The organism is Reyranella sp. CPCC 100927 (assembly GCF_007859315.1).
Taxonomy (GTDB): domain Bacteria; phylum Pseudomonadota; class Alphaproteobacteria; order Reyranellales; family Reyranellaceae; genus Vineibacter.
This window is the reverse complement of record NZ_VOHA01000001.1, coordinates 440,225-454,331: the sequence shown is the minus strand read 5'-3', so window position 1 is coordinate 454,331 and position 14,107 is coordinate 440,225. Positions and strand designations below refer to the sequence as shown.

The 14,107-nt window shown below is 67.3% G+C and carries 13 protein-coding genes; 6 read left to right on the top strand and 7 right to left on the bottom strand.

Annotated features, from left to right (window positions below):
• Positions 1–215: 215 nt before the first annotated feature.
• Positions 216–608: a hypothetical protein gene (locus tag FQU96_RS02055; protein WP_146539170.1), complete on the top strand. Its 393-nt coding sequence runs from the start codon at positions 216–218 to the stop codon at positions 606–608.
• A gap of 72 nt (positions 609–680) precedes the next feature.
• Here the strand turns inward: FQU96_RS02055 and FQU96_RS02050 are convergent, their stop codons facing one another.
• From FQU96_RS02050 to ligD, 6 genes are all read right to left on the bottom strand, one after another.
• Complete coding sequence (locus FQU96_RS02050; RefSeq protein ID WP_146539169.1) at positions 681–2,960, bottom strand: xanthine dehydrogenase family protein molybdopterin-binding subunit; 2,280 nt, start codon at positions 2,958–2,960, stop codon at positions 681–683.
• Positions 2,957–3,439: a (2Fe-2S)-binding protein gene (locus FQU96_RS02045; RefSeq protein ID WP_146539168.1), complete on the bottom strand. Its 483-nt coding sequence runs from the start codon at positions 3,437–3,439 to the stop codon at positions 2,957–2,959. Before FQU96_RS02045 ends, FQU96_RS02050 begins: the two co-directional genes overlap by 4 nt.
• A 3-nt stretch (positions 3,440–3,442) precedes the next feature.
• Positions 3,443–4,309, bottom strand: a complete 867-nt coding sequence (locus FQU96_RS02040) for a xanthine dehydrogenase family protein subunit M (protein ID WP_146539167.1) — start codon at positions 4,307–4,309, stop codon at positions 3,443–3,445.
• A gap of 226 nt (positions 4,310–4,535) precedes the next feature.
• On the bottom strand, positions 4,536–5,495 hold the full coding sequence (locus tag FQU96_RS02035) for a 2-hydroxyacid dehydrogenase (RefSeq protein WP_146539166.1): 960 nt from the start codon (positions 5,493–5,495) through the stop codon (positions 4,536–4,538).
• A 119-nt stretch (positions 5,496–5,614) separates the two neighbouring features.
• A complete protein-coding gene (locus FQU96_RS02030) occupies positions 5,615–6,004 on the bottom strand; it encodes a hypothetical protein (protein WP_146539165.1) in 390 nt (129 codons plus the stop codon).
• 166 nt (positions 6,005–6,170) lie between these two features.
• Entirely contained in the window at positions 6,171–8,876 is a 2,706-nt protein-coding gene (ligD, locus tag FQU96_RS02025; RefSeq protein WP_146539164.1) for a DNA ligase D, read from the bottom strand.
• Between the two features lie 43 nt (positions 8,877–8,919).
• Here ligD and FQU96_RS02020 point away from each other — a divergent pair, with 43 nt between their 5' ends.
• From FQU96_RS02020 to FQU96_RS02005, 4 genes are all read left to right on the top strand, one after another.
• Positions 8,920–10,062, top strand: a complete 1,143-nt coding sequence (locus FQU96_RS02020; protein WP_218574573.1) for a DNA topoisomerase IB — start codon at positions 8,920–8,922, stop codon at positions 10,060–10,062.
• A gap of 117 nt (positions 10,063–10,179) precedes the next feature.
• Positions 10,180–10,557, top strand: a complete 378-nt coding sequence (locus FQU96_RS02015; RefSeq protein ID WP_146539163.1) for a hypothetical protein — start codon at positions 10,180–10,182, stop codon at positions 10,555–10,557.
• 151 nt (positions 10,558–10,708) lie between these two features.
• Complete coding sequence (locus tag FQU96_RS02010) at positions 10,709–11,026, top strand: hypothetical protein (protein WP_146539162.1); 318 nt, start codon at positions 10,709–10,711, stop codon at positions 11,024–11,026.
• Positions 11,027–11,098: 72 nt separating this feature from the next.
• A complete protein-coding gene (locus FQU96_RS02005; RefSeq protein WP_146539161.1) occupies positions 11,099–11,806 on the top strand; it encodes an aspartate/glutamate racemase family protein in 708 nt (235 codons plus the stop codon).
• Between the two features lie 93 nt (positions 11,807–11,899).
• On the opposite strand, the gene FQU96_RS02000 is transcribed toward FQU96_RS02005, so the two are convergent.
• The gene (locus FQU96_RS02000; RefSeq protein ID WP_146539160.1) at positions 11,900–12,814 is read right to left on the bottom strand and encodes an alpha/beta fold hydrolase; all 915 of its coding nucleotides are present in this window, start codon (positions 12,812–12,814) and stop codon (positions 11,900–11,902) included.
• Positions 12,815–12,944: 130 nt separating this feature from the next.
• On the opposite strand from FQU96_RS02000, the gene FQU96_RS01995 reads away from it, so the two are divergent.
• Positions 12,945–14,081 (top strand): CaiB/BaiF CoA-transferase family protein, encoded by a 1,137-nt coding sequence (locus FQU96_RS01995; protein ID WP_146539159.1) that lies wholly within the window; start codon positions 12,945–12,947, stop codon positions 14,079–14,081.
• Positions 14,082–14,107 lie beyond the last annotated feature (26 nt).

Sequence of the window (14,107 nt, the reverse complement as noted above, 5' to 3'; positions counted from 1 at the left end):
GCGCCGTCGTTGCCATGCGAAGACGATGCCAAGAGCCGGTGCCATATTCATTCAAGACCGGGTTCCAGACGGACGCAAGCGAGCGGCACGCGAGGCCAGCGTGTGCTCTTCAACCTGTTTGTGTCCGGCGCATAGTTACTTGCCGCGTAATTGCGGGCGCCCACGCGCTTCCTCATCTTGTGTCGTGTCAGAAGACACGAACACAGGAGACCATCATGTCGCTGGTAGATCGCCCGGAATTCCTGCGCACCGTCCTGCTGGTAGACGCTGTCACCTGCGTCGCCACCGGCGCACTGATGACCATCGGGGCGGAATTGGTTTCGCGCCTGACCCAGATCCCACAGGGATTGCTCATGGCGGCCGGCCTCAGCCTGTTCCCCATCGCGGCCTTCATCGCGTTCGTCGCAACGCGCCGGCCGCTGCTGCGGACAGGCGTGTGGCTGGTCATCATCGGCAATGTCGGCTGGGTGCTGGGCAGCGTTCTGGCCTTGGTGGCCATCGCCCCGAACGGACACGGCTACGCCTTCATCATCACGCAGGCCGTTGCCGTTGCCATCCTGGCGGAACTGGAAATCACCGGCCTGCGCCGGCTGCCCGCAGCAGCGTAACCGTGGGACGTGCAAAACGGGGCGGCCATCGAGGCCGCCCCGTTCTAGGCGCTGCCAACGCAGCGCGATCCGCTACTCCGCTGCCATCCTTGGCATGGCGGCATCCAATGCAGCCGACAGGCGCGGCGGCGACATCGGCAGCTCGGTCATGCGCACGCCCGATGCGCGGGCGACGGCATTGCCGACGGCGGCCAGCGGCGGCACGATCGGCACCTCGCCGACACCGCGCACGCCATAGGGATGGTGCGGGTTGCGCACCTCGACCAGGATCGTCTCGATCATCGGCAGGTCCGACGCCACCGGCATGCGATAGTCGAGGAAGCCCGCGTTATCGAGCCGGCCCTTGCTATTGTAGATGTATTCCTCGTTCAGTGCCCATCCGATGCCCTGCACGACACCGCCCTGCAACTGGCCTTCGACGTAGCTGGGATGGATCGCGGTGCCGACGTCCTGCGCCGCCGTGTAGCGATCGATGGTGACGATGCCGGTGTCGCGATCGACCGCGAGATCGACGACATGCACGCCGAACCCCGGCCCCGCACCCTGGGCGTTGAGCTGGGCATGGCCATTGATCGGGCCACCGGTCCGGCCGGCGCTCGCCGCCAGGTCGGCCAGCGACAGCGGCTCGAACTCGCCGACATTGCTGCCGGCCGGCCGCGCGTGGCCGTTCTCCCACACCACCGCTTCGGGATCGACCTTCCAGGTCTTGGCGGCGCGCACCTTCAGCTCGCGGATCATGTCCTTGACCGAGTTCACCACGGCCAGTCCGGTCGCGAAGGTGACGCGGCTGCCGCCGGTCACGAAGTTGAAGCCGATCGAGCTGGTGTCGGCGATGACCGGCCGCACCTTGTCGTAGTCGACACCCAGTTCCTCGGCCGCCATCAGCGCCAGCGACGCGCGCGAGCCGCCGATATCGGGATTGCCGGAGATCACCGTCACCGTGCCGTCCTCGGCGACGTGCGCGGCGGCGCTGGAATCGGCGCCGACGTTGAACCAGAAGCCGGCCGCCACGCCGCGTGCCATGCCGGGCTTCACCGGGCTCTTGTAGTGCGCCGAGTTCTTCACCGCTTCGAGCGTCTCGACGAAGCCGATGGTATCGAAGGTCGGGCCGTAGCTGGTCTTGGTGCCCTTCTTCGCGGCATTCTTCAGCCGCAGGTCGATGGGATCCATGCCCAGGTCCTGGGCCAGGATATCGAGCGTCGACTCCACGGCCCAGGCCGAGATCGGCGCGCCCGGTGCGCGGTAGGCCGCGACCTTGGGCCGGTTGCTCACCACGTCGAAGCCGACAACCTTGATGTTGTCGATGTCGTAGCAGGCGAAGCTGGTCCAGCACGCCGGACCCAGCGGTGAGCCCGGGAACGCGCCGGCCTGCAGCGCCACGGTGCATTCACCGGCAACGATGCGGCCGTCGCGCTTGGCGCCGATTTTCACCGTGACGGTGCCACCCGGCGCCGGGCCGGAGGCGCGGAACACCTCCTCGCGGCTCATCACCATCTTCACCGGCTTGCCGGTCTTCTGTGACAGGCGCACCGCTACCGGTTCGAGATAGACCACGGTCTTGCCGCCGAAGCCGCCGCCGATCTCCGTCGGCGTCACGCGGATCTGCGAGGCCTCGATATTGAGCAGGCGGCTGCAGAAGCCACGCACCTGGAAATGCCCCTGCGTCGTCGACCAGATCTGCACCTGGCCGTCCTCGGCGGCGCTGGCCAGGGTCGCGTGCGGCTCGATGTAGCCCTGGTGCACCGGCGCCGTGACATAGCTGCGCTCGATGATCACGTCGGCGCTGCGGAAGCCGGCCTCGACATCGCCCTTCGCGTTGTCCATGCGTTTGGCGATGTTGGACGCCTTCTCCGGTGGCGGCTTGACGCCTTCGGTGATCAGGTGGTCATGCAGGACGGGCGCGTCGTCCTTCATCGCCGCTTCGACGTCGATCACGTGCGGCAGGATTTCGTAGTCGACCTTGATCAGCTGCAGCGCCTCGCGCGCCACGGCCTCGGTTGTCGCCGCCACGGCGGCCACGGCGTGACCTTCGTAGAGCACCTTCTCGCGCGCCATGACGTTGCGCGTGATGTCGCGCAGGTTGACCTGCATCTCGCCGGTGGGAACGATCACGTTGGGCTGGTCGGGAAAATCCTTCGCCGTCACCACCGACTTCACGCCGGGCAGCGCCTCGGCCGCCGACGTGTCGATCGACTTGATCAGGGCATGCGCGTGCGGGCTGCGCAGCACCTTGCCGATCAGCTGGCCCGGCATGTTGAAGTCGGCGCCGAAACGGGCGCGACCGGTCACCTTGTCGGCGCCGTCGGGGCGATTGGGACGCGTACCGATCCATTTGTATGTCGGGTTGCTCATCGCGCGGCCTCCCTCATGTCGGCAGCCACTTCCATCACGGCGCGGATGATCTTGTCGTATCCGGTGCAGCGACAGAGATTGCCGGCCAGCCAGTAGCGGACTTCGGTTTCGGTCGGGTCGGGATTGCGATCGAGCAGCGCCTTGGAGGCGACCAGGAAACCCGGCGTACAGATGCCGCATTGCAGGGCCGCCAGCTCGACGAACTTCTTCTGCAGCGGGTGCAGCTGATCACCCTGCGCCATGCCCTCGATGGTCTGGATGTGATGCCCGTCGGCCTCGGGTGCCAGGATCAGGCAGCTGCACACCAGGCGATCGTCGAGGGTAACGCTGCAGGCGCCGCAATCGCCGGAGCCGCAGCCTTCCTTGCTCCCCGTCAGGCCGAGCTGGTCGCGCAACACGTCGAGCATGGTCTGCGACGCATCGCAAAGGAATTCGACCGGCTCGCCGTTGATGGTCGTGGTGACGTGTGTCTTGGCCATGGCTCAGCGCCCCCCAGCGCGGTCGGCAGCGATCGCGGTGGCGCGCTTCAAAAGCACACCGGCGATCTTGGTGCGGTAGACGATGGTGCCGCGCTTGTCGTCGATCGGTTTGCAGGCGGCGCGGCAGGCCGCTGCCGCGGCCTCCAATGCCTTGTCGTCCAGGCGCGACCCGACGAGCGCCTTGGCGGCGGCATCGACCAGCAGGACGGTCGGGGCGACGGCGCCCAGGCCGACGCGCGCGGCCACGCAGGTGCCGCCCTGCATCGTCAGGCTGACGCCGCAGCCGACCACGGCGATATCCATTTCCGTGCGTGGAATGAGGCGCAGGTAGGCGTCACTGGAACCCGCCGGTCGCGCCGGCAAGGTGAAGCTGACGACGATCTCGCCCCGCTCCAGGGTCGTGCGCCCGGGGCCGGCGTGGATCTTCTCGACCGGCACCTCGCGCCGCCCCTTGGGACCCTGCACGGTGACAACCGCATCGGCAGCGACCAGCGCCGGCACGCTGTCGGCGGCGGGCGAGGCGTTGCACAGGTTGCCGCCGGCCGAAGCACGGCCCTGGATCTGCTTGGAGCCGATCAGGTTGATCGCTTCGACCACACCAGGCCACGCCGTGCGCAGCGCGGCATGCTCACCCAGCACGGCGCCCGAGACGGCGGCGCCGATGCGAAAGCGGCCAGCCTTCTCCTCGACGGTGGTCATCTCCGTGATCTTCTTCACGTCGACGATCACCCCGGGCGACACCATGCCGGCCTTCATCTGCACCAGCAGGTCCGTGCCGCCGGCAAGGATCCGGCCGGTGCCGTTGGCAGCCGCCAGGGCGCTCACCGCCTCGTCGAGCGTGTGCGGGGCCAAATACCTGACCTCGGTCATGCGTGCTTCCTCTTGTCGTTTCCGATCCCGTGCGCCGCCCATTCGTTCGGGCAGTTCTACGCTACGTCACGCGACACTATAGCGAGCCCACGACCGACAAGACAAATCTCGGTCCCGCTGCTGCCATGCTCAAACCGACTGCATCCCATGAGCAGGACACGGGCCTGTTGACATAATCATCAATGCCGGCAAGGGGTTGTCGTCGGATTCGGCGCCGCTGGGGGCTTCACCCAAGTTCCGGGATCACCCACAACGGCGGCTCGCCCCGGGCGACGCGCTGGACGTTGTCGAACGCATTGCGCAACCGCGCCGTATTGCTCTCCCAGGTCGGCCCGGCCAGGTGCGCGGTGAGCACGACGTTATCAAGGGCCAACAGCGGGTGGTTGGCCGGCGGCGGCTCTTCGGCGAAGACGTCGAGCCCGGCACCGGCCAGCGCACCGGATGACAGCGCCCGGTGCAAGGCCACCTCGTCGACCACGGGACCGCGGCTGGTATTGATCAGGATCGCCGTCGGCTTCATCTGCGCGAGTTCCGCCGCACCCAGCAGATGACGCGTCGTGTCGTTGAGCGGCACATGCAGCGACACGATGTCGGATGTGCGCAGGATCTCGCGCAACAGGCGGAAGCGCACATCCAGCGCGTCCTCGGCATCCTCGCCAAGCCGCGCGATGTCATAGTACTGGACCGGCATGCCGAAGGCCGCCGCCAGCCGCGCCGTCTTCTTGCCGATCGTGCCCAACCCGACAATGCCCAACGTCCGGCCACGCAGCTCGTGAACGCGCGGCGTGTTGTTGCCCCGCCACCGGCCCGACGACACGCTGGCATGCTGCCAGATCAGCCGGCGCGACACCGCCAGCATCAGCAACAGCGCGTGCTCGGCAACGGCGACCGCATTGGCGCCGCCATTGTTGGCGATCGGCACCCCGGCGCGACGCGCGGCGGTGATATCGGCACGATCGTAGCCGGCGCTCAGGAGCTGAATCAGCTTCAGGCGCGGTGCGGCCTGGTAGAGGGCGTCCTTTACCAGCATGTCGACAAAGCCGACGAGGTAGTCGGCCGATCCCAGGGCGGCGGCATAGGTCGGGCTCGACGGCTGCTCGATGCGCAATTCGAAACCGGACGGCACCATCTCACGGGCCGATTCGTGAGCATCAGGCGGCGCAACAAGCACGATGGTCGGCGTCATGGCTTCTCTCGGACGATGCACGGATCGTCACGGTGGAGGATCGGGATGTGATGCGCCACCCATAGCTTTGGTGGATCAGCCGAGCGCGGCGTGCAGGACGACGACGTCAGTCAGAACGGCTAGCGCGTCCTGCCCGGTCTGTCGCCCGGACGCGGCGGCAGCGGCGTGATTGTTGCCGCCGCGCGGCGCGTCTCCAGAAAATGCGCGATGCGCACCGCATGGCGCGCTTCGGGGCTGGAGCCGTACTTCACCATGCCCTCGATGGCGAGCTTTGCCGACTGCATGTCGGCTTCGGTCGAATCGCTGGGCACGGCCTCCAGGACATCGCGCAAGGTCAGCATGAGATCGCGCTGCCGGCGGATGATCTCCCGATTCGGCGTCAGCCGCAGCCAGATACTGACGGCCACGAGCGCGTCATCGACCGTGCGCAGCAGCGCCGGGCCTGGACCGAGGCCCCAAGTCACCGGTGTATCGAAGATGCGCGTGCCCATATCCAGCGACGTTGACATGAGGAACGACCGAAGTGGTGTCGGCACGACCGACTTCCGTGAAGTTCGGGCCAACAATGGCCAAGGTCAAGCCTCGCGCTGCGATTTCACACCGCGCTGACGTTCTTCTCTGCACTGTCGGGAAAAAACCGGTCACGCGCTCCGATGACAACGCGCCTGTGGGTCCTCAGCGCGAACGTCGCCGACGCGTTGCTGGCCGGGTTCGCTGAGACGTCTTGCCGACCAGCCGCTCGACCGCCGGCGCCAGCGGCTGCCCGGCATCGTCATAACCAACCCATGCCTTGCTGCGCGCGATGAGGGCCGGCACGGTGCGGATCGTGAAGCGCCGGGGGTCGAGGCCGGCCCGGACCTGGTTCCAGGTCAGCGGCATCGAGACCGTGGCGCCGGGCCGGGCGCGCGGCGACAGCGGCGCCACCGCGGTCGCGAACTGATCGTTGCGCAGGTAATCGAGAAAGATGCGACCGGCGCGCGCCTTCTTCGCCATCACCATGGTGTAGCGGTCCGGGCTGTCGCCGGCCGCGCGCTGGCAGAGTTCGCGGGCGAAGGCCTTCGCCAGTTGCCAGTCCACGGGATGGCGTTTGGCCGGTGCCAGCGGCGTCACGACATGCAGTCCCTTGCCGCCGGTGGTCTTGCAGAATGCCTCGAGGCCAAGCGCCTCCAGCCGTTCGCGGATGTCGTGCGCCGCGGCGACGACGGCGTCAAAATCGACATCCGGCGCCGGATCGAGGTCGAAGATCAACCGGCCCGGAATATCAGGCGAATCGGGCTGGTTGTTCCAGGGATGCAGCTCCAAGCCGGCGACCTGTGCCATGGCGGCGAGGGCCTCGATACGATCGATCTGCAGGTAGGGCTTACGATCGCCCGCGATCTGCGTCAGCGTAACCAGGTTGGACGTACCGGGACCGGCATGCCGCTGGAAGAACTGCTCGCCGTCGACGCCGTCGGGGGCTCGCACCACCGAGCAAGGGCGGCCCTCCAGGTGGGGCATCATCCACGCGCCGACCCGCTCATAGTAAAGTGCGAGATCGCTCTTGGTCGCCGGCGCGCCGTCAACGTCGGGCCACAGCGCCTTGTCGGGATGGGAGATTGACACGCCCATCACCATGCCGCTGCCGGCAGCCGACGTCTGGCGGCCGGCAGCACGCCGAGGCGTACCCCGGCGGCGCGCCACAGGCCGCGGTGTGCCGACACGTGACGCCGGTGCCGGTTTTTCCACTGTCACCTCCGCGGCCGGCTTGTCCTCGCGCAGCCCCTTGAAAGCAGCCTGGCGTACCATGCCGGCCTCGGTCCAGCCGGCGAACGCGATCTCCGCCACCAGTTCGGGCTTCAGCCAATGCACGTTGCCCGCCTTGCGCGGGGCGTTGGCGCCGCTGAAAGGACTGACATCGGACGCCATCGCCTTGAGTCGCGGCTGGAGTCGATCGATCTTGGCCTGGCTGTAACCGGTACCGACCCGGCCAATATAGACCAGGTGCCGCCCGCGTCGGGCGCCGACCAGCAGCGACCGAAACCGCGCGCCGTCGCTGGTCCAGCCGCCAATGATCACCTCGTGACCCGCCCGGCACTTGGCCTTCGTCCAGCCGCCGCCACGGCCGGAGCGGTAGGGCGCGTCCAGCCGCTTGGAGACGATGCCCTCCAGTGACATGCGGCAGGCCGATTGCAGCACCGCGTCACCGGCCGTCTCGAAGTGCTCGACGAAGCGGATGGTGGGACCCAGCCGTCGTGCCTGCGCGGCGATCATCGCCTGCAGGCGTGCTTTGCGATCCGCCAGCGACAGTGCACGCACATCCTCATCGCCGTCGATCAGCAGATCGAAGGTGAAAAAGATCAGGTCGCCGGTATCCTCCTCGGCAAGAGCGGCCTGCAGGGCGCCAAAGTCGGGCGCACCGTCGTCATCCAGCGCCACGACCTCGCCATCGACAATCGCATCCGGCAGGCGGCCGGCCGCTTTGGCGATGGCCGGAAACTTCGCCGACCAATCCAGGCCGCGGCGCGTCTTGATGACAGCTTCGCCATCCTCGATGCGGATCTGCACGCGGTAGCCGTCGAACTTGATCTCGTGTCCCCAACCGGGACCCGATGGTGGCCGCTCGACCAGCTGACAGAACTGCGGCTCGATGAAAGCAGGCATGCGGCCTGACGGCAATTTCCGGCCGGTGCCCGCGATCTGAGGCCGTTGCGATGGCGACGTCTGCGTGTCGCGGCCGTCGTGGTGTGATGACCACACCGCACCGGCCTTGGTACGGCCCCGGCCCGGCATCATGAACGGCCGCGGGCCCCTGCCCCTGCCGGCTGCGATCTCCGCCATGGTGCGGCCGGATGCGACGGATCGATCCTCGTCCAGGACCGCATCGCCATCACCGTCGCGTGCCGCCGTGTCGCGGTGCTTGATCAACAGCCAGTTGTTGCGTTTGCCGCCGTTGCGGTCCTGGCGCAGACGCACCAGCACCCAGCCGCCGGACAGCTTCTCGCCGTCGACCGTGAACTTGAAATTGCCGGCACGCAGGCCTTCGTGTGGCGACTGCCCCTCGGCCGGGGCCCAATAGCCGCGATCCCACAGCATGACCGTGCCACCGCCATACTCGCCCTCGGGGATCGTGCCTTCGAAATCGCCATAGGCGAGGGGATGGTCTTCGACTTCCACGGCAAGCCGTTTGTCCTTGGGGTCCAGAGACGGCCCACGGGTGACGGCCCACGACTTGAAGACGCCATCCAGTTCGAGCCGGAAGTCATAGTGCAGGCGCCTGGCCGCATGCTTCTGGATCACGAGCCGCGGTCGCGACGAGCGCAGAACCCGGGCGTCGGCCCGGGGTTCAGCGGTCCGGGTGAAGTCCCGCTTTGCCCGATACTGCGATAACGCGCGCTTCGCCACCGGGCCTCTCCACGATCGACGGCCACCGACACCAAACGAGGCAATGGCACAGCCGGTTCCCGGTGCGGCCGACGCGCGCGGCGGAACCGGCCCGGGCAGCAGCCCGTTGTGTTCCCTGCTCACCTGGGAACCCGCCGTGCCGCGAGATACGCCCGACTCGATCCCGATGCCCGAGCTTGCCCTGGCCCGGCTCGTCTACGTCGGCGACTCCGATCCCGGGATCGCGCGCCATCGAACCGGTCGACATTTCACCTATCGTGGCCCGGATGGGCGGACGGTGAAGGATGCCGTCGTTCTCGATCGCATCCGCTCGCTGGCGATTCCGCCGGCCTACGCCAAGGTCTGGATCTGTGTCCGGCCGAACGGGCACCTGCAGGCAACCGGTATCGACGCGCGCGGCCGCAAGCAGTACCGCTATCACCCGCGGTGGCGCGCCGTGCGCGACGAGGCCAAGTTTGCCCGCATGGCGCATTTCGGTCGTGCCTTGCCGGCCTTGCGCCAGCAATGCGACCGCGACCTGGCAGACAGCGGCTTGAGCAAGCGCAAGGTGCTGGCGGCCGTCGTGCGCCTGCTGGAAACGACGCTGATGCGCGTCGGCAACGAGGAATACGCCGCCGCCAACAACAGCTACGGACTGACGACCTTGCGCAAGCGCCATGCCGATGTGTCCGGCACAAAGATCACGTTCGAGTTCCGCGCCAAGAGCGGCAAGCATCATCGGCTGGGCCTGCGCAACCGCCGCTTGGCGCGCATTGTGCGCGCGTGCCAGGAACTGCCGGGGCACCGCCTGTTCCAGTACATCGGCGACGACGGTGCCCGCCACCCGATCACGTCCGACGACGTCAACGGCTACCTCAAGGAAGCGATGGGCGAGGACTTCACGGCCAAGGATTTTCGCACCTGGGCCGGCACGCTCCTGGCCGCCGCGATCCTGGCCGCCAAACCCAGGGGCGACAGCGCCACGGCGTGCAGGCAGATCGTCAATGCTTGTATCGCCGACGTGGCGAGCGTGCTGGCGAACACGCCGGCGGTATGCCGGAAATGCTACGTGCATCCGGCTGTCGTGCAGGCATGGCAGGACGGTGCCTTGAGCGCGCGGCTGGGACAGGCCGGACTGGACCTTCCTGCCCGCGAAGCAGCGCTTTTGAGATTTCTGGATGGTCAAGCGTCGACCACGGCGCCGTGATGTGCGGAACCGGACCCTTGAGCCGGCGTTCGCCTGGAAGCGTCCCTTTCTCAGGTGTCCGCGATGAAGCTCGAATGCGTGATCCCAGACTCTCCCGCGCGATTGCGGGAGCTGCTCATGATGATCTTCGACGGGCGACCCTTCCTCGCTTTTGCCGGCGTCGATGCCGCGTCGGCGTCGTTCGATGTCGTCTGGCACCGACAGGCCGGAACGGATGGCTATCGCAATGTCACCGTGCCGCTGCGACGCGACGCGTTGGCCGATGCCCAGCGCCTGGTGGAGCATCTTCTGTCGCAGATGGCGATGGGCCTGCCGGCGGCGGACGGCAGTGCACAGGAACTGTTCGCCATGATCGAGCCGCGCGCCTCGGCCGCCGTAGACCGACCGGACTATGACGGCATCACACCGGCAGACGCGCTGGCGACGGACCAAGGCAAGGCCGACGAGTCGCAAGATCGTTCGTTCAAGCTCCGAAGCCTCAACGACATGACGTAGTCGATCCAGCGCGCGGAACAAAAGTCCGGATCGCACGTTGATCGTTCAGCCCACGTCGTATCGCCCCACGGGCCACGACAGGGTCGGGCCGGACGCCCGGACGACGGCGCCGGCCACCCCTTGTGCCGACAATGCACCATCACGAATGCCGATGCCGAGCGAAGTCAACCGAGCCGCCTTCCCCACCGCCATCCGTCTCACGGAGGTGGAGAACGCCGTGCTGAACGTTCTCGACGAACGCGGCATCGGCGAGGGCAAGAGCATCTATCTCGGCGAGATCGACGTCGCCATGGACGCCCGAGGATATGCCGGGCGATGGGTCGTGCACGCCGTCGAGTCGTTGGTCAAGAAGGGGCTGTTGCGACGCTCCGGACCCTCCTATCTGACCCGGACCGGGCAGACGTCCTCCATCCGCAGCACCCGCACCCGCACACCCCATCGGCGCCCGCGGCGGCCGGTACCGATCTAGCGCGGGTTTCCGACTGGACTGACGGTCAAGATGGCCCTGGAACCGCCGACCATCCGCGGCGATACTCGGGCCATGCCAGACCATATCGGTATCGTCGCCTGCTCCGCTGAAGGTGCGGCCCTTTGTTATCGGACCATCTGCGTGGAAGGTGCGCGCTATCTTGGCCCGCACGCGCATCCCGAGATCTCGATGCACACGCCCTCGCTGGCCGATTATGTGGCGTGCCTGGAGCGCAACGACTGGCCCGGCGTCGGCGCGTTGATGCTGACCTCGGCCCACAAGCTGGCCGCCAGCGGCGCCCAGTTCCTGATCTGCCCCGACAACACCATCCACCAGGCGCTGCCGTACGTGAAACCGCGGTCGCCGCTGCCATGGCTGCACATCGCCGAGGTCGTCGCCGCGCAAGCGGTGTCACGCGGCTTTCGGCGCCTGGGCCTGACAGGCACACGCTGGCTGGTCGACAGCCCGGTCTATCCGGACGCTCTGGCCGCACAGGGCCTGGACTATATGCGCCCGACGGCAGTCGAGCGCGACGAAACCAACCGCATCATCATGGATGAACTGGTCTACAGCGTCTTCAAGCCCGAGGGGATCGCCACCTTCCAGCGGGTCATCCAGCGCATGAAGGACGACGGGTGTGATGCCGTCATCCTCGGCTGCACCGAGATTCCACTGATCATCGACGCGAAGAATTCACCCCTGCCGATCCTCGACTCCACGCGCCTGCTGGCGCACGCCGCGCTGCAGCGCGCTGTGCACGGAAACGCGGCAGCGGCTTGATACCTGGGACCGCGGGCGTCTCGCCCGCCGCAGGCGAAAGCTTCGCTTCCGTCTGACATGAGCGGGCCAGAGGCCCGCGCTCCCAGGGTTCTATCACGTCGGCAAACGATCGAGCATATCGGGCAGCATGGTGTTGAATTCGGCGGCGCGCTCGTAGGCCACCCAATGGCCGGCGCCGGCGATATAGCGCAGGTCGATGTCGGGCTGATGGCCGCGCAGCAAGCTCTCGCGTTCGGCCATGTAGGGATAGGCTGTCACGTCGAACTCGCCCCAGATCGCGTTGAGTCGTGTCGCGATGTTGGGCAGGCAGTCGCTCAGCACGCCGGCCTTCGACATCGAGCGGCTGCGCGTGAGGGCGCGCGTCGAATTGAGGATCTGCATGTGGATCGCGACACCGTCGATCGACGCCGGGTCAGCCACCATCAGCACTTCGAGATTGCGCCGCGCCTCGTCGGCGAGTTGCTCGGGTGACATGTCCGGCGTCAGCCGGTTCATCACGCCGCGGGTCTGCCGGCGCAAGCGAAAGCCGCCGGGCCCGACCAGAGTGACGCTGCGTAAACGGTCGTCGAGCAGGGTCGAGACATGACCGCCGATCATGCCGCCGAACGAAAAGCCGCAGATGTCATAGCGCCGATCGCGCGGCAGGACCTGCAGCATCGCCGCCTTCACGCAGTGTGTCACTGACCAGACATCGCGCACGTCATCGGGCGGGTCACTGTCGCCCAGGCCGGGCAGATCGGCGGCATAGACCGCGTAGTGCTGCGACAGCGGCACGACGTTGCGGATCCAGTGGATCCATGAGCCGGAACCGCCGTGAAACAACACCAGCGGTGGCTTGCCGCTGTTGCCGCCCCACACGTGCCACATCATGCGCCCGCCATTGGGCATCGGCACGCGCGCGGCCTCGGCCTGCGACTTGATCTCGGCGATGTGCTCGGCAGCCGTGCGCCCGTCATCCATGCGGGGTACGGCAGAAAAATCCGGCACCCAGGGCGCGACGGCGTTCATGCCACCTCCTTATCACGCGGCCGCGACGGGGCGTATGCTTGGCGTGCAAGGCACCCTTCGACACACAGCAGCCACCGGCGCGCCTCGCGTACGGTACTGACAGAGGTCACGGTTTTCGGGAGAGGATGGCATGGCGGGCGGACCCCTGGCAGGAATCAAGGTGCTCGAGATCGGGCAGGCGTTCGCCGGCCCGCTGGCTGGGGCCATTTTCGCCGACATGGGCGCCGATGTGATCAAGGTGGAGAAGCCCGACGGCGGCGACGATGCCCGACTCTGGGGTCCGCCGTTCGTGGGCGACGACAGCGCCATGTTCCACAGCAACAACCGCGGCAAGAAATCGGTAACGCTCGACATCAAGAATCCGACCGACGTGGCCAGGCTGTTCAAACTGGCGGGCGCGGCCGACATCCTGATCCAGAACCTGCGCCCGGGCATTGTCGATGATTGCGGCATCGGCCCCGATGCCATGCTGGCCGCCCATCCGAGGCTCATTTACTGCTCGATCTGGGCCTTCGGCGCCAAGGGTCCGCTGCGGCTGGCGCCCGGCTTCGATCCCCTGCTGCAGGCCTTCGGTGCCGTGATGACCATGACCGGCCGGCCACAGGATCCGCCGACCTTTTGCGCGCCGGCGATCAATGACGCGGCCACCGGCCTGTGGTGCGTGATCGGTGCGCTGGCAGCGCTGCAGCAGCGCCACAGCACCGGCCGCGGCTGCGTGATCGACACGTCGCTGTTCGAAACGGCATCGCACTGGGTCTCCGGTGCACTGACGGGTTATCACCTGTCCGGCAAGGTGCCGGAGCGCCATGGCACCGCCAGCGCCCTGTTGGCGCCTTACCAGATCTTTGACACCGCCGATCGGCCGATCTGTATCGCCGCCGGCAACGACCGCCTGTTCGTCAAGTGCGCCGCGGCGCTGGGCCATCCGGAGTGGGCACAGGACCCGCGCTTCGAGGACGGCCGCCAGCGGGTGGCCAACCGCGCCGCGCTGATCGCCGCCATGGAACCGGTGCTGCGCGGCAAGCCGCGTGATGCCTGGATGGCGGCACTCACGAAAGTCGGTGTCCCTTGCGCGCCGGTGAACGACGTCGCCGAACTCGCCAACAGCGAGCAGATGCAGGCCGTCGACCTGATGCGCACCTTGCCGGGCAGCAACATGAAAGTGGTCGGCCTGCCGATTTCGTTCGACGGTACGCGACCGCATCCCCGGAACGATTCGCCCACGCTCGGCGAACACAACGCGGAGGTGCTGGGCAAGATCGAGTGAGCTCCCATCATTTCCGAGCGCAGCCC